Consider the following 18,995-nt stretch of genomic DNA (forward strand, 5'->3'; position numbering starts at 1 on the left):
GTTAAAAATAAAAAATCATGGCAACAATAAAATTGGTAAAGAAGATAATATATACCGGGACAATCACTTTAAAGACCGGTTTACATATAGGTGGAACGAATGCTGCATTGAATATCGGCGGGCCGGATAAGTTTGTCGTCCGTAATCCGATTAATAATGTACCCTACATTCCGGGTAGTTCCTTAAAAGGGAAAATGCGAGCTTTGGTGGAGATTGTTAAAGGATGTGTTTCGGAAAATAGTAAAGGAGAAGTCAAAGCAAGTGATGATCCGAAATCAATTTCCGGAGAACTGTTTGGGGTAGCGACCGGAAATAAAGATAATCGTCCGTCACGCCTGATCGTGCGGGATGCGGAATTGGATTTGAGTAGACCTGAGATGTTCGACAATACGGATTTGCCTTATACGGAAAGTAAAACGGAAGTGGCAATAGACCGAATAACAGCGAAAGCTAATCCGCGTACTTTTGAGCGGGTTCCGGCTGGTGCGCAGTTTAAGTTGAATATGGTTTTGAATATTTTTGAAGGAGAGAACGAACAACGGCTGAAAGAAACATTAAAGTTGGCAATTCGGTTGCTCCAAGATGATTATTTGGGAGGGCATGGTTCCCGTGGTTACGGGCAAGTGGAAATTAAGTTGAATCCGGAAGAAGGTCGGACTGAAACGTATTGAGTATGGCTACCTATACGCTTGTCAAATTTAAGAATATGACTCCTTTGCATATTGGAACAGGAAAAGAAAATTATGATTTTTCCTCTTCTGATTTGCATAGTGACACTTTGTCGGCAGCATTGGCTGCGATAAAGATGCAGATGGCTGAAGATAATGATCTGAAGTCGTTTATGGAGTCTTTTGTGGTGAGTTCGGCTTTCCCTTTTATCGGTGAACAATACTTTTTGCCTAAACCGTTTGGTAAGATTAATGTAGAGGTGGTTGATGCGGACGAATATGTGGTGAGGAAAAAATTAAAGAAATTGCGGTTTGTGGAAGTTGGTTTATGGAAAGAATTGATTGCCGGAAAGAAACTTACGGTTCGAAATTGGCAATTGAAAGGGGCTTTCCTTTTGCCTCCGGATTTTCCAGAATATCAATTTTTGGTTCCTTTTACATCACAGGTAAACCAGCGGGTTTCTGTTCCGCGGGGGGATGGAATGGAGGCTGAGCCGTTTTTCTTTGAATGGACTTATTTTGGGGCAAATTCAGGATTGTACTGTTTGCTGGATGCTCCTGCGGATAAAAAGGATGAGTTACTTTCATTGTTTGAACGGTTAGGAGAAGAAGGATTGGGAACGGATAGGAATGTCGGAGGTGGAAAATTCGAGGTGGAAAGTACAATGTTGTCTATACCTGAAATTGCGGGAGCCGATGCAACATTGTTGTTGTCTCTTTTTATTCCGACCGAAGACGAAGTCCGATTGTTGGATTTGGAACATTCTTGTTATGAATTATTGCAGCGAGGTGGATATATGTCCGGTAGCCAAGAAGTTGGCTTCAGGCATTTGTGGAAGAAGTCAGTTTATATGTTTAAGGTAGGTTCTGTATTTTATACAACCGGTTCTTTGAAAGGGAAAGTGGTGGATTTGAAACCGGATTGGAATGATAAGCGGATGCATCTGGTTTACCGTAGCGGGAAACCTTTTGTCGTACCTATTAAAAAGGCAATGTTATGAGCCGGATAGAATTGAAAACAATTACGCCGATTCATATCGGGAATGGTAACTTCTTACAGAATAATGCGGATTTTGTTGTCTATCGGGAGGATGGAGATTCTTTTATCGATGTCATAGATCCAAGGAAAGTTTTGGCGTTGGTTGGCGAGGAGCATTTGGACGACTGGATGCTTTCGATTGAAAATCCGGATGATACGATCGTTCGTTTTGTCGTGCGGCATAATAAGAATGCGCGACCAGACGATTATGCTTTGCGTATTATTACAAACTTTGCAGAAGTAAAAAAGACGGATACGTTAAAAGAATGTTTGCATAATGGCATGGGGTTGTATTACATCCCGGGTAGTTCTATCAAAGGAGCCATCCGGACGGCGGTTTTGTCAACTTTGTCTAAAGGAAAGGCTTTGGAGAACAAGATAAAAGACAGGAGTAATAAGATCAATGCCAAGCAGATAGAAAAGGACTTTTTGGGGAAGGATTCGAATAGTGATGTTTTCCGTTTTTTGCAGGTCGGTGATGCTTATTTCGATGGCGATTGCGGAATAGCAACCCGTATGATGAATCTGAATATCACACATAAAGATAATTTGGGGGATTATTCAAAAACTCAGATAGTAGAGGCGATAGGTCTTGGAAATAGCACAACTTTTCAAATGAAGATTGCTGATTCTTATTACCGATGGATAAAAGAGCGAAAACCAGGAGATATTGCCACTTTGCCGCAAGGCATGGAATCGTTATCCGCTTTGTTTATGTTGATCAATGCACATTCGGAAGAATTGGTTTCGAGTGAAATCGATACTTGGACCGAATTGCAAGAACGTTATTCCGGAGCAGAAGATTATATTGAAAATATGCAATCCATATTGGATGAAATCAAACAATGCCGGAAAAGGAAAGAATGTGTATTGCGTATCGGATATGGAATAGGATGGCGGTTCATAACAGGAGGATGGAGTGAAGGATTGGATAACTTTGATGAAGTGGTGTCGGCTTCACGTCCTAAAAATCACCTGTATGATGAATATGTTTTCCCGAAGTCCCGTCGATTGGATGAAGATAGTGATGTTTTCGGGTTTGTGAAATTATCAATAACAGAATAATATGAATCGAATAATTGTAAGTATCATATCAGAACAGACAATACCTAATTATCTGTTTATAAAAGAAATATATCAACAAGGTGATTCATTGTTGTTTATTGCCTCTCAAAAGTTCAGTTCAAGAATCGATTGGATTGTCAAAACATTAAATTTGAGAGATATTTCCATTGAGTCGATCCTTTTTCCGGATGGAGGTGAGGAACGTTGGAAAGAAATGGAATTGTTTGTAAAGGGTAGATTATCAACTGATAAATCTTATATTGTCAACCTAACTGGTGGAACGAAGTATATGAGCTTATTGGTTCAACATGTATTTGAACAGTTCAATAGTGTATTTTATTATATTCCTTATCCACAAAATGTTTTATTAGAACCTTCTTGTGATGAATCTATATCTTTGAAATATAGATTAACTGTGCGAGAGTATTTGTCGAATTACAATGTGTCATTTACGGAAAAAAAGTTGGTTAGAGATGAATCCTATTGTGATTACATTTTTGATAGATTTGTAAATGGAAATATGAATTATAAGATAATAGATGGTTTGCGATCTTATAGGAATGTAAAAAGACGGGCTGTATCAAGTATTGAAACTACTCATACGGAAAAGTTTCCGCGTATAGAAGGATTATCTATTTTTTTAGAAAGTATTCATTTTCAAATGGGAGAAAAAGGCTTTTTGGAAAGAGCAGAAATCGAATATTTAACTGGTGGTTGGTTTGAGGAGTATATGTATTATAAGATCCGAAAAAATATTGTTCCACAAGATATTAAATTAGGGGTATTAATACAACGGACTGAAACTTCAAATATGAATGATTTGGATTTGGTTTTTATATCTGGAAATAAATTATTTGTTATCGAGTGTAAGACGGGAATATTGGGGGTTGGAATGTTTAATCAAACCGTGTATAAGGCTTCTGCAATAAAAGAGGCTGTTTTAGGATTGTCTGCAAATACGTTTATTGCATCTTTGGCTTCAGAAGATGAAAATCTGAAAAAAACTGCAAGAAATATGGGGGTACAATATAAATGTAGAGAAGATATTGAAAATCCATCTCGTTTTGAAAGTTTTATGAATCAAATTAAAGAAATAGCTAAAGACTGATGTTCATAAATCTATCCAATCACCTTTCCCACACTTGGTCTGCCGAGCAGCTGGAGGTTGCACGGCATCGTGGAGGAGATATTGTTGATATACCTTTTCCGACAGTGTCGGCTACGGCAGATGAAGAGGAAGTTGTTTGTTTGGCAAAGGAATATGCATATGATATTATTTCGCATTATGATCCGAAGCGGGATGTCCTGCACGTGATGGGAGAGATGTGTTTTTCGTTTGCATTGGTCCGGTTGTTGCAACAGGCTGGGTTTGTTTGTGTTGCTTCGACTTCGGAAAGGGTTGTGCGGGAAGTAGAACCGGGGCGTAAAGAGGTGTTCTTTCATTTTATTCGATTCAGGCGGTATGGAATCTAAGAAAACGAAAAATAGAAAGTTGGTATTGACCGACAACCAGCAGCAGGTATTGGATGCGTTGCTTGGGTTTATCCGGAACAAGGAGTCCAAGATATTTATTTTATGCGGATATGCCGGTACAGGGAAGACAACCATGATGAAGGTATTCATTGAGGAATTGGAACGGCGTAATCTGCCTTTTTCTTTGCTGGCTTCGACAGGAAGGGCTGCCAAGATATTGTCGAATGCAACGAGGCATGTTGCTTCTACGGTACATAGTCTGATTTATAAGTTTGATGATTTGAACCAGAATATGGAAACGCTGGTCGCACAGCGGGAGAAGAGCGGGGTGGATAAATCCGGGCAGTTGTTGCTGAATTTTTCACTAACTCCGATTGAGGAGTATTCAGGAGAGTCAAGGTTTTATATCGTGGATGAATCATCCATGATATCTGATGTCGTGGATAAGAATGCGACTCAGGCATGTTTCGGAAGTGGGCGTTTGTTGGCGGATTTGCTGGCTTTCGATTCAAAAGGGAAATTTGTTTTCGTCGGTGATGTTTGCCAGTTGCCTCCCATATTGCAAGAAAATTCACCGGCTTTGTCTTCCGGATATATTCAGGAAACGTATAAAGTAGCGGTTGAAAAGAGGGAATTGAAAGAGATTGTACGACAGGATTGCGGGAACGATTTAATCTTGTCGGCACAGAAAATGCGTAATTTATATATGCGTCCGCCGGTGTGTATGTGGGGAAAATTCCCGTTGCGTGGGTATCTGCATATTCATTTGTATCCTTCTCAGTACAATTTATTGGGAGGCTATATCGATAGTGTCAAACAGAAAGGATATAATGCGGTTACGATGCTTACTCAATCGAATAAATCCTGCATGGAATTGACCGGCATAATCAGGCCGGCTTTGGGTTTCCATTCTTCGCAAATAGAGATTGGGGATTTGTTGCTTGTCACGCAGAATAATTATATTTCCGGTCTGATGAACGGGGATATGGTTAAGGTAAAAGAGATTGGCAAAAGAAGAGAAAGAGCAGGTTTGACGTTTGTCTATGTAGAAGTGGAAGAGCTGTTTACAGGTAAAGTCTATTCTCAGTTGATGATAGAGGATATAGTGTATGGTGCGATGATCAATCTGACACAGACGCAGCAGAAGGAGCTGTTTATCGATTTTTTTATCCGGATGAAGGAAAAAGGTATCAGACAGAAAAGTGAAGCTTTTAAAAAGGCGATGTTGACAGATTCTTATCTGAATGCGCTGCGTGTCGTTTTCGGTTATGTTTTGACTTGCCATAAAGCACAAGGAGGGGAATGGGAAGAGGTTTATTTAGATATTCCGAGGCGGATTGCCAGAGAACCGAAAGGTACAACTTATCAATGGTTGTATACAGCTATGACACGTGCGCGTGACACGTTACATATAGTAGATGATTTTTACGTACAATAAATTATAATATCATGGAAAACAAAACACATTCCCAGCGATTATTATCGCTGGATGCCTTGCGAGGGGTTGATATGTTCTTTATTATGGGAGGGGCTTCCCTATTTGTCGCATTGGCGACGTTGCTTCCAACTCCTTTTATCCAGGCGGTAGCCGGGCAGATGAATCATGTGGAATGGAATGGGTTGACGCATCATGATACGATCTTCCCGTTGTTCCTTTTTATTGCCGGAATCTCTTTTCCGTATTCGTTAGAGAAACAACGGGAGCGGGGAATGACCGAAGCGGCTATTTATAAAAAAATCATTCGCCGGGGAATTACGTTGATTCTTTTAGGTTGTGTCTATAACGGATTATTGTCGTTTGATTTTGCCCATTTGCGTTATACGAGCGTGTTGGCTCGTATTGGGTTGGGGTGGATGTTTGCTGCCCTTTTGTTTGTCCGTTTCAAATGGCTGATGCGTGTAGGGATAACCGTCTCTCTTTTGGTGGGCTATTGGTTAATAATGGCTTTTATACCTGTGCCGGGTACGGGGGAAGCAGGCCCGTTTACGTTGGAAGGCAACTGGGTAGGATATATTGACCGTTTGTTTTTGCCGGGACGTTTGCATGAGCGTATTTTTGATCCGGAAGGGTTGTTCTCAACCATCCCAGCGGTTGCTACAGCCATGTTGGGAATGTTTACCGGTGAATGGGTCAAAGTTAGAAGAGAGGAATTGACAGATAGTAAGAAAGTGCTTTATCTAGTGGCTGCCGGAGCTGTATTGTTGGTAGCGGGCTGGTTGTGGAGCTTGGTTTTTCCGGTCAACAAAAAGTTGTGGACAAGTTCTTTCGTCTGTGTGGTTGGTGCTTATTCGGTTTGGATGTTCGCATTGTTCTATTATGTCATAGATGTGTTGGGATGGCGTAAATGGACGTTTTTTTTCAAAGTGATCGGTGTAAATTCAATTACTATCTATCTGGCACAAGTATTCATTAACTTCACTTTTACGGCAAATGCCATTTTTGGAGGTTTCATCGGGTTATTCCCGGAAACAGCCCAACCATTGCTGGGGGCGATTGCTTATATCGCTGTGTGCTGGGGATTCTTGTATTTTCTGTATCGTCAACGTATTTTCTTAAAAGTCTAAAATAATAACAAATGGAAAAAACTACTTACAAGCGGCTGGAGTCGCTTGATGCTTTACGAGGATTTGATCTTTTCTTTCTGGTTGCTTTAGGACCGTTGGCACATTCATTGGCACGGGCTGCGGATGTGGGATGGCTGAATGATTGTATGTGGGCTTTTGATCATGTACAATGGGTGGGTTTTTCTCCCTGGGATTTGATTATGCCGTTGTTTCTTTTTATGTCGGGGGCTTCGATGCCGTTTGCTTTGTCACGTTTTAAAGGTGTTTCCGACAAAAAATCTCTTTTCCGGCGCTTGGGAAAACGTATCTTGTTGTTGTGGATATTCGGTATGATGTGCCAGGGAAATCTGCTGGGACTTGATCCGGATCGTATTTATTTATATTCGAATACGTTGCAGTCGATTGCCGCCGGTTATTTGATTACGGCTGTGTTGTTCCTTTATACCAGCCGGAGGACGCAGATCGGTGTGGCGGTGGCTTTGTTGCTTGTTTACTGGGCGGCGATGCAGTTTATTACGGTCGGCAGTTATGGAGGTGGTAATTACACACCTGAAGGAAACCTGGCGGAATGGATAGACCGTACGATGCTGGGACGTTTTCGGGACGGGGCGAAAGTGGTGGATGGTGAAGTCGTTTTTGCGCCTTGGTATCATTATACATGGATTTTGAGTACTCTGAACTTTGGCGTGACGGTGTTGACCGGTTTGTTTGCCGGCTATATTGCCAAGGATAAGACCAGTGATATCCATAAACTGAAATGGTATTTCGGAGCAGGTGCTGCTATGGTGGCTGCCGGATGGCTTTGGGGATTGCAGATGCCGGTTATCAAGACGATATGGACCAGTTCCATGGTGCTGGTGAGTAGCGGATATTGCTTCCTGTTGATGGGATTGTTTTATTATCTGATAGATTATAAAGGATACAATAAGAATATAACCTGGCTGAAAGTGTACGGGATGAACTCGATTGTAGCCTATATGCTGGCGAACGTCATCAATTTCAGTTGCCTGGGACAGTCTTTGTTTTATGGGCTGGAGCAATATCTGGGTAATTATTATTCCTTTTTGATAAGCTTGTCAAACGTATTGGTTATTTATGTAATTTTGTGGCAGCTTTATAAACGTAATATATTTCTTAAAGTATAGAAAACACAAAATTAGAGAGAAAGAGAAATGGAATCAATCAAGCAGATATACCGGATCGGACATGGTCCGTCGAGTAGCCACACGATGGGGCCGATGCGTGCTGCCCAGATGTTCGTGGAACGTAACAGAGGTGCCGTGCGGTTTAATGTGACTTTATATGGTAGTCTGGCTGCTACCGGGAAAGGCCACATGACGGATGCTGCCATCCTGGAAGTGTTGCAGCCGGTTGCTAAAACGACTATAACCTGGGAACCCAAGATATTTCTTCCGTTCCACCCGAACGGAATGTTGTTCGAATCGTTCAATGAGAACGACGAAGAGCTGGAATCGTGGACTGTGTACAGTATTGGCGGCGGTACGCTTGCCAACGAAAGTTTTAACGAACTTAAAACGGCACAGGTCTATGAGATGAGCACGATTAAAGATATACAAGCCTGGTGCGAAAAGACCGGACATTCCTATTGGGAATATGTGGAGCAATGCGAAGGACCGGAAATCTGGGATTACCTGGCGGAAGTATGGGACGTGATGCAAAAGGCGGTGCAGAGCGGCCTGGAAGCAGAAGGTATCTTGCCGGGCGGCTTGGGTATACGCCGGAAAGCATCCGACTATCTGATTCGTGCCAAAGGATATGGCAGCAGCATTAAAAGCCGTGGTATGGTTTACGCTTTTGCGCTGGCTGTATCCGAAGAGAATGCTTGCGGCGGTAAGATTGTGACGGCTCCGACCTGCGGTTCCTGCGGGGTGATGCCGGCGGTGCTATATCATCTGAAAGATACCCGTGAGTTCCGCGATTCCCGTATCCTGCGTGCATTGGCTACGGCCGGATTGTTCGGGAATGTGGTACGTACCAATGCGTCGGTTTCCGGAGCGGAGGTAGGCTGCCAGGGAGAAGTAGGGGTTGCCTGTGCGATGGCTGCCGGTGCTGCCAGTCAGTTGTTTGGTGGAACGCCTGCTCAGATCGAGTATGCTGCCGAGATGGGGTTGGAACATCACCTGGGGTTGACTTGCGACCCGGTTTGCGGTTTGGTTCAGATACCTTGTATCGAACGTAATGCTTTTGCCGCAGCGCGTGCACTGGATGCAAATACTTTCTCGAACTTCTCGGACGGCAAACATCGTGTGAGCTTCGACCAGGTGGTAGAGGTGATGCGACAGACGGGTAATGACCTGCCGAGTTTATACAAAGAAACTTCCGAAGGCGGTCTGGCTAAGAAATACGGGGAATAAGATTAAAAAGAATATTCTCCTCATCGTATAAAAGATATTAAAATAAGGGTACAGTAGTTGCATCCTTATTTTTTTATATTACTTTTGACATGTCTGTCAAACAAAAGTGTCAGACATATTTGACAGTCAGTGATGACAAATGTGGTAAAACAAGATATACAATGAGTACAGAAGAAGTAATCACAATGGAGAACCGAATCCTGGAAGCGGCCAAACAGGTCTTTGTCAGGAAAGGATATGAAGCGACCAAGATGGGCGACGTGGCTGCCGAAGCAGGTATCGGGCGTACGGCCTTACATTATTATTATCGTACGAAAGAAATGTTGTTCGATGCGATCTTCGACCAGTTGATAGATGCCTTGCTTCCGAACCTGGGGGCGATTATGGAAGAGAATACCTCTTTCCTGGAGAAGCTGCCGAAGATTATCGACCAATATGTAAGAACGTTGCAGAGGAATCCTTTGTTCCCTGTTTTTGTTATAAATGAACTACAGCGTGATCCGGAGCATATCTATCATTCCATACTGAAGAATCCCGCACGGGTTGAACCAATCATCCGAATGCGTAAACAGATGGAGGATGAGATGGAGAGAGGTGTATTGAAGAAGCTGCCGGTATATTATGTGGCGACTACCTTGATAAGCCTGCTGGTTTTCCCCATGCTGGTGCGTAACCCGTTTACGGCTGTTTTTATGGGAGGCGATGCAGAGAAATATGAAGAATTTTTGCGGGAACGGATTCCCTTCGTTATTGATATAATGATCCGGTTGCTGACACCGGACGATAATACATCGAATTAATAAATACCCCTATGAAACGGATTTGTGTAATTTTATTCTTATGCTTCCCCTTGTTGTCGGGTACCGTAAAAGGGCAGGAGCAGATAACATTGACACAATGTTATGAATGGGCCCGTGCCAATTATCCCCAGATACGGCAGTTCGGTTTGATCGGGCAGACGGAGCAATACAATCTCTCGAATGCCGGAAAAGGCTGGTTGCCCCAACTGACGGTGAATGCAAAGGCAACCTATCAGAGTGATGTGACTAAACTACCTTTTGATGCGGACAAACTCTCGTCGATTGTTCCGGGACTGGAGATTCCGACATTAAGCAAAGACCAGTATCAGGTGGTGGCCGAACTGAATCAGAATATCTGGGATGGCGGAACAATTCATTCCACCCGGCAGTTGACGAAAGCACAGGCTGCTGCCGACCGCGAACAGCTGGAAAGCGACCTCTATATATTGAACGACCGGGTAAACCAACTTTATTTCGGTTGTCTGCTTCAGGAGGAACTGATCCGCCAGAACGCATTGCTCCAGAGAGAGTTGCAGATTAATATCGACCGGATAGCAGCGATGATGGATAATGGTGTGGCCAACCAGTCCGACCGCGAAAGTATGGAAGTGGAACTCTTGAATGCCTGTCAGAAAGAAATCGAACTGAAAGCCTCCCGTGTCGCCTTCGGCAGAATGCTGAGTGCACTGATAGGAAAGCCTTATGATAAAGACAGGATATTGGTTGTCCCTTCCATACCGGGCAATCCGTTATCCGGAGACATAAACCGTCCCGAATTGCGGGCGCTGGATGCAAAAAGCTATTTGCTGGAAGTACAAAACAAACAGATTACAAGTGGTTTAATGCCTCGTCTGGGGGCATTTGTACAGGGCGGATATGGCCGTCCGGGGTTGAATATGCTGGAGGATGACTTTAATCCGTTTTATATAGCGGGAGTACGCCTCTCCTGGAATATGGGTAAACTGTATACCTTGAAGAATGACCGCCGTAAAGTGACTACGGCACGTCAGCAGGTGGAGGTGCAGCATGAGACATTCCTGTTTAATACCTCATTGGAACTGATGCAGCAAAATACGGAAATACAGAAAATCTCCGACCTGATGAAAGCGGATGACGAAATAATTCGCCTGCGTACCAGCATCAAAAATGCTGCGGAGGTGAAGCTGGCAAACGGCGTTATCTCCGTCACCGACCTTATCCGCGAAATCAATGCGGAAGACCTGGCGAAGCAAGCCGCTGCCGCCCATCGCATCCAGCATCTGAATGCCGTCTATAATTATATGTATACAACGAATAATGAATAATCACAAAGAATCATGAAGAAGAATATGAAACGATTGAATTCTTATACATTAATAGCAACCGCTTTATTAAGCCTGGCTGCATGTAACAGGGGAGACGGCGACTTCGATGCTACCGGCACGTTTGAAGCGACGGAAATCCTCGTTTCTTCCGAAGCAAACGGAAAGATTATGGAATTGAATATAGAGGAAGGCGACCGCCTGGATGCCGGCGCCCTGATAGGATATGTCGACAGCACTCAATTATATTTGAAGAAAATGCAACTCTCGGCCGGTCTGCGCTCTGTCGATATCCGTAAACCGGATATTCGCAAGCAAATTGCCGCCCTGGAGCAACAGATTGCTACCGCCCGTACGGAACAACAACGTATGGAGAATCTGGTAAAGGCAAAAGCCGGCAACCAGAAACAGGTGGACGACATCGTCAACAATATCAAATACCTCCAAAAACAATTGGATGCGCAGTATTCTACGCTAAACAAGACAACAGGCGGTGCCGATGCGGAAGCCGAAGGTATCCTGTACCAGATTATGCAGCTGGACGACCAGTTACAGAAAAGCCGTATCGTAAATCCCCAGGCAGGAACCGTTCTTGTTAAATATGCTGAGCCGGGTGAAGTGACAGCCGCCGGTAAGCCTCTGTATAAAATAGCCGACACCGACTTGCTTTACCTGCGTGCCTATATCACGTCCGACCAACTTTCGACATTGAAACAGGGCCAGACAGTCCGTGTCTTTGCCGATTATGGAGAGGACGACCGGCGCGAATATCCGGGAACGATTACCTGGATATCCGATAAATCGGAGTTCACTCCCAAAGGAATCCAGACAAAGGACGAACGGGCCAATCTGGTCTATGCCATCAAGATTGCTGTTAAGAACGACGGTTATCTCAAGATAGGACAGTATGGGGAAACGGTGTTTGAATAATTGAAAATTGAGAATTGAAAATGAATGGGGATGAATGGAGTAAAGATAGAGTCGGTCAGTAAGAACTACGGGCAGGTAGAGGCTTTGCAGGATATTTCCCTGGATATACGTCCCGGCGAACTGTTCGGCCTGATTGGTCCCGACGGGGCAGGGAAGACCACCTTGTTCCGTATCCTGACGACTTTATTGCTGGCGGATAAAGGGACGGCTACTGTCTGTGGACTGGATGTCGTGCGTGATTATAAAAAGATACGTACGATGGTCGGTTACATGCCCGGCCGTTTCTCGTTGTATCAGGACCTGACGGTCGAAGAGAACCTGGATTTCTTTGCTACCGTGTTTAATACGACGGTAGAAGCTAACTATGACCTGGTTCACGACATTTATGTTCAGATAGAACCTTTTAAAAAACGGAAAGCAGGAAAATTGTCTGGAGGTATGAAACAGAAGTTGGCATTGAGTTGTGCTTTGATTCACCGCCCCGAAGTCCTTTTTCTGGATGAACCGACAACGGGTGTCGACCCAGTTTCCCGGGTGGAGTTCTGGGATATGCTGGGCCGCTTGAAGAGGCAAGGCATTACGATTATGGTTTCCACTCCTTATATGGATGAGGCTTCCCGTTGCGACCGCATTGCTTTGATGCGTTCCGGCCAGTGCTTGTCCGTCGATACGCCGGCAGGCATCCGTGCTTCTTTCGGCAGGCATTTGTGGACTGTCCGGTCGGCATCCATGTTCAGGCTGCTGACGGACCTTCGTTCTTTTCCGGGAACCTATTCTTGTTATGCCTTTGGTGATGCCCATCATCTGACATTAAAGGAAGATGGCAAGGAGATGAATGCCCTGATGCAGTTCTTGAAAGATAAAGGATATGCAGATGTCGCCATTGAATCGGTCGAGCCGAGTGTGGAAGATTGCTTTATGGCTTTGTAAAAACGATAGAGTGAAATGTAATACCATATATTATGATAGAAAATTCTCATATATTATGATATTAGAATTGTATAATATATGAGAATGCAGTATCATAATATATGAGAATTTTATCTGATAAAAGTATATATACAATGAACGTAATAGAAACAGACAGTCTGACTAAGCGCTTCGGAACTTTTACCGCGGTAGATCATATCAGCTTTGAAGTGGGAGAAGGAGAGATCTTTGGTTTCCTGGGAGCCAATGGCGCCGGAAAGACGACGGCGATGCGTATGCTTTGCGGACTGTCGACACCCACTTCCGGCAAAGCCCGTGTGGCAGGTTTTGATGTATATAAGGAGACTGAGCAGATCAAACGCCATATCGGCTATATGAGTCAGAAGTTTTCTCTGTACGGTGACTTGAAAGTCTGGGAAAATATCCGTTTGTACGGCGGTATCTACGGTCTGCCGAAGAAAAAGCTGGCGGAGAAGACGGACGAACTGCTTGATGTACTGGATCTGGAAGGCGAGCGGAACACGTTGGTCGATGCGTTGCCTTTAGGCTGGAAGCAGAAGCTGGCTTTCTCTGTCGCTATCATCCATGAACCCCGTATTGTTTTTCTGGATGAGCCGACGGGTGGTGTCGATCCGGTTACCCGTCGCCAGTTTTGGGAGCTGATCTATAAAGCGGCGGAACGTAATATCACAGTCTTTGTCACCACCCATTATATGGACGAAGCCGAATATTGCAACCGTGTCTCTATTATGGTAGACGGAAAAATCGAAGCGCTGGACAGTCCGGCTGCTTTGAAATCGTCTTTCCATGCCGAAAATATGAATGATGTGTTCCGTGCCCTGGCGCGAAAAGCAACAAGAGGTGAATAGTTATGAAACAGTTTATATCTTTTATCCGTAAAGAATTCTTCCACATTTTCCGTGACAAACGGACCATGTTGATTTTATTGGCTATGCCGATTATCCTGATTATTCTGTTCGGTTATGCGATTACGACGGAAATAAAATGTGTGCCGATTGCCGTGTTCGACCAGAGCCGGGATGAAGTGAGCCGGAAAATCACCGAACATCTGGGGGCAAGCGAGTATTTTGATTTGTATAAAATGGTAGACAGCGAAGCGGAAGCTCAATCCCTCTTTAAACAGGGTAAGATTAAACTGGTCGTTGTTTTTCCGCCCCAATATGCTTCCATGGCGGATGCGGATATCCAGTTGCTGGCAGATGCTACCGACCCGAACGAAGCGACCCAGCTGACCGCTTATGCAACCACCATCATCGCTTCGGCCAAAGCGGAGATACAGGGAAATCTCTTTCAGCCGGAAGAAAAAGTGCAGCTTATGCAAGCTGGCATCACGCCGGTCACTCACCTTCTTTACAACCCCACCATGAAAGGTGCCTACAACTTTGTGCCGGGGGTAATGGGGTTGATATTAATACTGATATGCGCCCTGATGACCTCCGTAGGCATCGTGAAAGAGAAGGAGATGGGTACGATGGAGGTGTTGCTGGTTTCGCCGATGAAACCGGTCTATATCATTCTGGCAAAAGCGATTCCCTATCTTTTATTGAGTATAGTGAATGTGGCGACAATCCTCGCCCTGTCTTATTTCCTGCTGAAGGTTCCGATTGCGGGAAGCCTGGTTTTGCTGGTGGCAGTTTCCATCCTGTACGCCCTGGTATCCCTTTGCCTCGGTCTGTTGATATCGACGATAGCCGACACGCAACAGGCTGCCATGCTGATTAGTGCTATGGTATTGATGCTGCCGGTGATTTTGCTTAGCGGCATGGTATTTCCCATAGAGAATATGCCTGATATATTGCAATGGCTTTCCAATATCGTGCCGGCCAAATGGTATATTATCGCAGTGAAAGATGTGATGATAAAAGGGTTAAGTGCCGGAGCCATCCTGAAGGAGATAGGAATACTGTCGTTTATGGTCATATTCCTGGTGATTCTTAGTGTGAAACGTTTTAAGACTCGTTTGTGAGATAAGAAGTTATGAAAACATTACGATATTTACTTGAAAAAGAGTTTAAGCAGATCAAGCGCGACCGGTTTTTACCGCGCATCATCTTTTTGGTGCCGTTGATGCAGTTGGTTATCCTGCCTTTTGCCGCCAATTTCGAAATGCGTAATATCAATCTGGGAGTGATTGACCATGATCATTCCGTGGTGTCTGTGCAGCTGGTCGAAAAGATTCTTTCGTCCGGTTATTTCCGGCTGACCGATGTGTCTTCCAGTTATGATCAGGCGATCACCTCGATAGAAAGTAACGAGTCGGACCTGTTGCTTGAAATCCCGGCAAAGTTTGAACAGGAACTTGGCCGGGAAGGAAAGGCGGATGTCTTGATTGCTGCGAACGCAGTGAACGGAACAAAAGGAGGGATGGGTAGTTCTTATCTCACGCAGATTATTCAGGATTTTAACAGGGATAAAGGTTTCACCTCTGTTGCCGTGAGCAGTGGAGTGCGGGCAACAGCTCTTTTTAATCCGCATTTGAATTATAAGAATTATATGGTGCCAGGTATCCTGGTCTTTTTGTTGACGGTTATCGGTGGTTTCCTTTCGGCCCTGAATATAGTCAGCGAGAAGGAGAAAGGAACCATCGAACAGATTAATGTGACGCCTGTCCCCAAAACATTGTTCTTGCTGTCGAAGCTGATTCCTTTCTGGGTAATCGGTTTTATCCTGTTGACGATCGGAGCCATTGTGGCATGGATTATTTACGGTTTGCTGCCGGTCGGCAATATGGGGATTATTTATTTGTTTGCGGCAGTTTATCTGATTGCTTTTACTGGTTTGGGACTGGCAATATCTTCTATATCGTCCAACCAGCAACAAGCGATGTTCACGGCTTTCTTTTTTCTGATTATATTTGCTTTGTTGAGCGGACTTTTTACCCCGATCAGCAGTATGCCGCAATGGGCACAGACTATAACATTATTTAATCCGGTACGTTATTTTATAGAAGTGATGCGTATGGTTTATCTGAAAGGCAGCTCGTTTTCCGATTTGAGCGGACATTTCATTGTCGTTTGTCTTTTTGCTGTATTATTTAATGTATTGGCAGTGGTAAGTTATAGGAAAAAATAAGGGAACTCAAAGAACGCAGGATCGTAGAAGCGAACAAACGGGAATAATAGTTTTTGCAGGTTGAATGTTTTACAGCATACTTAACGATATTTTACAAACATCTTACCTGTTTTTAACGTGACTCTTTTATATTTGATTCAAATCTGAAACAATATTTCAAATATGGAAAGCGTTATTCCAAATATGGAAAAAGGAGAAGAAAATTATAAGGTGCCGAATTTGGAGAAAGGAATTGCGGTGCTTGAATATCTTTCGCTTCGTTCACAGGGTGAGACGCTGCAAGATATTAAGAATAAGCTGGATATCTCCCAGACTACTGCTTATCGTATTTTGAACACTTTGGTTCGATTGGATTATCTTAACTATAATGAAGACACGAAACGCTACAAATTGTCCCGAAAATTGCTAACTTTGGGCTTCAGATCGTTGAATGAACATAATTTGTTGGAGACAGTATTGCCTTGTTTGCGTGATTTACGTGATAAAGTAGGGGAGACTGCCTGTTTTGGTGTACTAGGAGATGAGAAAGGAATTTTTATAGAGCAGGCGCAGGGACATCATACGTTCCGCTTTGTTCTATCGCCGGGAAAATCATTTGAATTACATTGTTCTGCACCCGGAAAAGCGATTATGGCTTATCTGCCAAACACGGTCCGCGACCGGTATTTGTCGTATATGACATTTGCAAAGTATAATGCGCGGACGATTACTAACCGGGATGCTTACCTGGAAGAATTGGAAAAAGTCCGTAAGCTGGGGTATGCTATGGATAATGAAGAAGAATTGAATGGTGTGATCTGTGTAGGTGCTCCTATCTTTAACTACACAGGCTATCCATGTGGCGCCATCTGGATATCGGGCCCCAAAGACAGGTTAACAAAAGAAATATTCCATTCAACGGTTGCGAGCATCAAAGAGGTCGCTCAGAATATTTCGGCTGAATTAGGATATAGTAAAAACACAAAAAAATAAATAATACCATGAGGACAAGTAAATACATATTAAAAACTTCATTGATGGCATGCTTTGTCAGTTGTTGCATCTCATTTGCATCGGCTGATAATCCGCCCTTTTTTACAACTGATATAAAACTGAATGATAAAGGGGAAATGCTTCTGACTGAAAAAGGAGTGAAACGGGTGGATATATTTTCTGCTGATGGTAAACTACTGCGTTCTTTCCCCATGGATGAAACGCCGACCGGTATTCTGGTTGATGGCGATAAAGCATATGTGACGACCTTTGAGAAGACGGGGAAGTTACAGATATTATTGTTGGAATCGGGTAGGGTGGAAGCTGCTATCCCTACAGGGTCGGGGGCCTGCCATCCGATGTTCGGACCAGATAAAAAGACAATCTATGTCTGTAACCAGTTCGAAAACACGGTGTCGGAAATTGATCCGGTGAATCATAAAGTACTACGCACGGTTAATGTGCTTCGCGAACCGAAGTCCGCCGTATTCAGTAAAGACGGTAAATATATGTATGTAACAAACTTCCTGCCGGCACAACGTGCGGACCTGGATTATGTGGCAGCCTGTGTTTCTGTGATTGAAATGGATGGTTTTACCAAAGTGAAAGATATTCAGCTGGCAAACGGTAGTAATGCTTTGCGTGGCATTTGTATTACGCCCGACGGAAAATATGTATATGTGTCGCATAACTTGGGACGTTTTGCTGTTCCTACTTCGCAGTTGCAGCAGGGATGGATGAATACGAGTGCTTTCAGTATCATCGATACGGAAAAGCAGGAGTTTGTCGGTGCAGTTGTTGTTGACGAACCGGAAAGAGGTGCGGCTGGTATCTGGAGCATCGATTGTAATGACGACCATATCTTTATTTCACATTCCGGTACTCACGAGGTGAGTGTGATCGATCATCCGGCTTTGCGTGAAAAGTTTGAAGCCTATCCCAATAAGGCGATGCTGGATTATGACCTGAATTTCCTGTATGGTATCCGCGACCGTATTCCGTTGCAGGGTAACGGTCCCCGTGCGATGGCTCTGACCAACGAGAAACTGGTTGTTCCTACTTATTTTGCCGATGTTCTGAATGTAATGGATATTAATACCCGTGAAGTAACGTCGACAGAATTGAATCCGGGACGTACGGAAAGCAATATAAATAAAGGAGAAAAATATTTCAACGACGCCTCCCACTGTTTCCAGAACTGGCAGAGTTGTAACGGTTGTCACCCGGGGGAAGCTCGTACGGATGGTATGAACTGGGATTTGATGAACGATGGCGTAGGAAACTCAAAGAACTGCAAAAGTTTGTTGTTTAGCCATGTGACTCCTCCCAATATGATTTCGGGAATCCGTGCTTCTGCGGAGGTTGCCGTGCGTGCAGGATATAACTTCATCCAGTTTTTCGATATTACCGAAGATGATGCAAAATGCGTGGATGAATATCTGACGTCATTGCGTCCGGTGCCGAGTCCTTTGCTGGTGAACGGCGAATTGTCCGATAAGGCGAAAGAAGGACGTAAAGTTTTTGAAAAACTAAAATGTGGTGAATGTCATAGCGGACCTTATTATACAGACATGAAGATGCATCGTATCGGTGAAGATATCGAGTTTGAAAAAGGGTGGGATACTCCGACTTTAAGAGAAGTCTGGCGTACGGCTCCTTATTTGTTCGATGGTCGTGCAGCTACAATGGAGGAAGTCTTTGAAGTGCACAAGCATGGAATTGATAAGAAGGTATCCAAGAAAGATATTGAGGCTTTGGTTGAATATGTAAACTCACTCTAAAAG

At 43.9% G+C, this 18,995-nt stretch carries 18 protein-coding genes; all 18 read left to right on the forward strand.

Annotated elements, in window-relative coordinates; genetic code table 11:
• The first annotated feature begins 17 nt into the window (after positions 1–17).
• The 18 genes from csm3 to NBH15_RS14415 all read left to right on the forward strand — a co-directional run bounded on the left by csm3 (position 18) and on the right by NBH15_RS14415 (position 18,992).
• Positions 18–671, forward strand: coding sequence for a type III-A CRISPR-associated RAMP protein Csm3 (gene csm3 / locus NBH15_RS14330; protein WP_250822918.1), 654 nt, complete (start codon positions 18–20; stop codon positions 669–671).
• Positions 672–673: 2 nt separating this feature from the next.
• Complete coding sequence (gene csm4 / locus NBH15_RS14335; RefSeq protein ID WP_250822919.1) at positions 674–1,669, forward strand: type III-A CRISPR-associated RAMP protein Csm4; 996 nt, start codon at positions 674–676, stop codon at positions 1,667–1,669.
• Entirely contained in the window at positions 1,666–2,772 is a 1,107-nt protein-coding gene (csm5, locus tag NBH15_RS14340) for a type III-A CRISPR-associated RAMP protein Csm5 (protein ID WP_250822920.1), read from the forward strand. The genes csm4 and csm5 overlap by 4 nt, the downstream gene beginning before the upstream one ends.
• A 1-nt stretch (position 2,773) precedes the next feature.
• Positions 2,774–3,880, forward strand: coding sequence for a Card1-like endonuclease domain-containing protein (locus NBH15_RS14345; protein WP_250822921.1), 1,107 nt, complete (start codon positions 2,774–2,776; stop codon positions 3,878–3,880).
• Positions 3,880–4,245, forward strand: a complete 366-nt coding sequence (locus NBH15_RS14350; protein ID WP_250822922.1) for a CRISPR-associated protein — start codon at positions 3,880–3,882, stop codon at positions 4,243–4,245. The genes NBH15_RS14345 and NBH15_RS14350 overlap by 1 nt, the downstream gene beginning before the upstream one ends.
• Positions 4,235–5,683, forward strand: coding sequence for an ATP-dependent DNA helicase (locus NBH15_RS14355; protein ID WP_250822923.1), 1,449 nt, complete (start codon positions 4,235–4,237; stop codon positions 5,681–5,683). Before NBH15_RS14350 ends, NBH15_RS14355 begins: the two co-directional genes overlap by 11 nt.
• A gap of 11 nt (positions 5,684–5,694) precedes the next feature.
• Positions 5,695–6,810: an acyltransferase family protein gene (locus tag NBH15_RS14360; RefSeq protein WP_250822924.1), complete on the forward strand. Its 1,116-nt coding sequence runs from the start codon at positions 5,695–5,697 to the stop codon at positions 6,808–6,810.
• Positions 6,811–6,821: 11 nt separating this feature from the next.
• On the forward strand, positions 6,822–7,955 hold the full coding sequence (locus NBH15_RS14365; protein ID WP_128134428.1) for an acyltransferase family protein: 1,134 nt from the start codon (positions 6,822–6,824) through the stop codon (positions 7,953–7,955).
• Between the two features lie 27 nt (positions 7,956–7,982).
• Entirely contained in the window at positions 7,983–9,185 is a 1,203-nt protein-coding gene (locus NBH15_RS14370) for an L-serine ammonia-lyase (protein WP_007655951.1), read from the forward strand.
• 161 nt (positions 9,186–9,346) lie between these two features.
• On the forward strand, positions 9,347–9,985 hold the full coding sequence (locus NBH15_RS14375) for a TetR/AcrR family transcriptional regulator (RefSeq protein WP_186961747.1): 639 nt from the start codon (positions 9,347–9,349) through the stop codon (positions 9,983–9,985).
• Positions 9,986–9,996: 11 nt separating this feature from the next.
• Positions 9,997–11,289 (forward strand): TolC family protein, encoded by a 1,293-nt coding sequence (locus tag NBH15_RS14380; RefSeq protein ID WP_250822925.1) that lies wholly within the window; start codon positions 9,997–9,999, stop codon positions 11,287–11,289.
• 24 nt (positions 11,290–11,313) lie between these two features.
• Positions 11,314–12,216: an HlyD family secretion protein gene (locus tag NBH15_RS14385; RefSeq protein WP_443146943.1), complete on the forward strand. Its 903-nt coding sequence runs from the start codon at positions 11,314–11,316 to the stop codon at positions 12,214–12,216.
• A gap of 30 nt (positions 12,217–12,246) precedes the next feature.
• Complete coding sequence (locus tag NBH15_RS14390) at positions 12,247–13,146, forward strand: ABC transporter ATP-binding protein (RefSeq protein WP_250822927.1); 900 nt, start codon at positions 12,247–12,249, stop codon at positions 13,144–13,146.
• 134 nt (positions 13,147–13,280) lie between these two features.
• The gene (locus NBH15_RS14395; protein ID WP_082150429.1) at positions 13,281–14,015 is read left to right on the forward strand and encodes an ABC transporter ATP-binding protein; all 735 of its coding nucleotides are present in this window, start codon (positions 13,281–13,283) and stop codon (positions 14,013–14,015) included.
• 2 nt (positions 14,016–14,017) lie between these two features.
• Positions 14,018–15,133 carry an ABC transporter permease gene (locus NBH15_RS14400; protein WP_250822928.1) on the forward strand — a complete coding sequence of 372 codons (1,116 nt, stop codon included), beginning with the start codon at positions 14,018–14,020 and terminating at the stop codon, positions 15,131–15,133.
• An 11-nt stretch (positions 15,134–15,144) separates the two neighbouring features.
• The gene (locus NBH15_RS14405; protein ID WP_250822929.1) at positions 15,145–16,239 is read left to right on the forward strand and encodes an ABC transporter permease; all 1,095 of its coding nucleotides are present in this window, start codon (positions 15,145–15,147) and stop codon (positions 16,237–16,239) included.
• Between the two features lie 162 nt (positions 16,240–16,401).
• Positions 16,402–17,211, forward strand: coding sequence for an IclR family transcriptional regulator (locus NBH15_RS14410; protein WP_250822930.1), 810 nt, complete (start codon positions 16,402–16,404; stop codon positions 17,209–17,211).
• An 8-nt stretch (positions 17,212–17,219) separates the two neighbouring features.
• Positions 17,220–18,992, forward strand: a complete 1,773-nt coding sequence (locus tag NBH15_RS14415; RefSeq protein WP_250822931.1) for a YVTN family beta-propeller repeat-containing protein — start codon at positions 17,220–17,222, stop codon at positions 18,990–18,992.
• Positions 18,993–18,995 lie beyond the last annotated feature (3 nt).

The organism is Parabacteroides caeci, from assembly GCF_023656795.1.
Classification (GTDB): domain Bacteria; phylum Bacteroidota; class Bacteroidia; order Bacteroidales; family Tannerellaceae; genus Parabacteroides; species Parabacteroides segnis.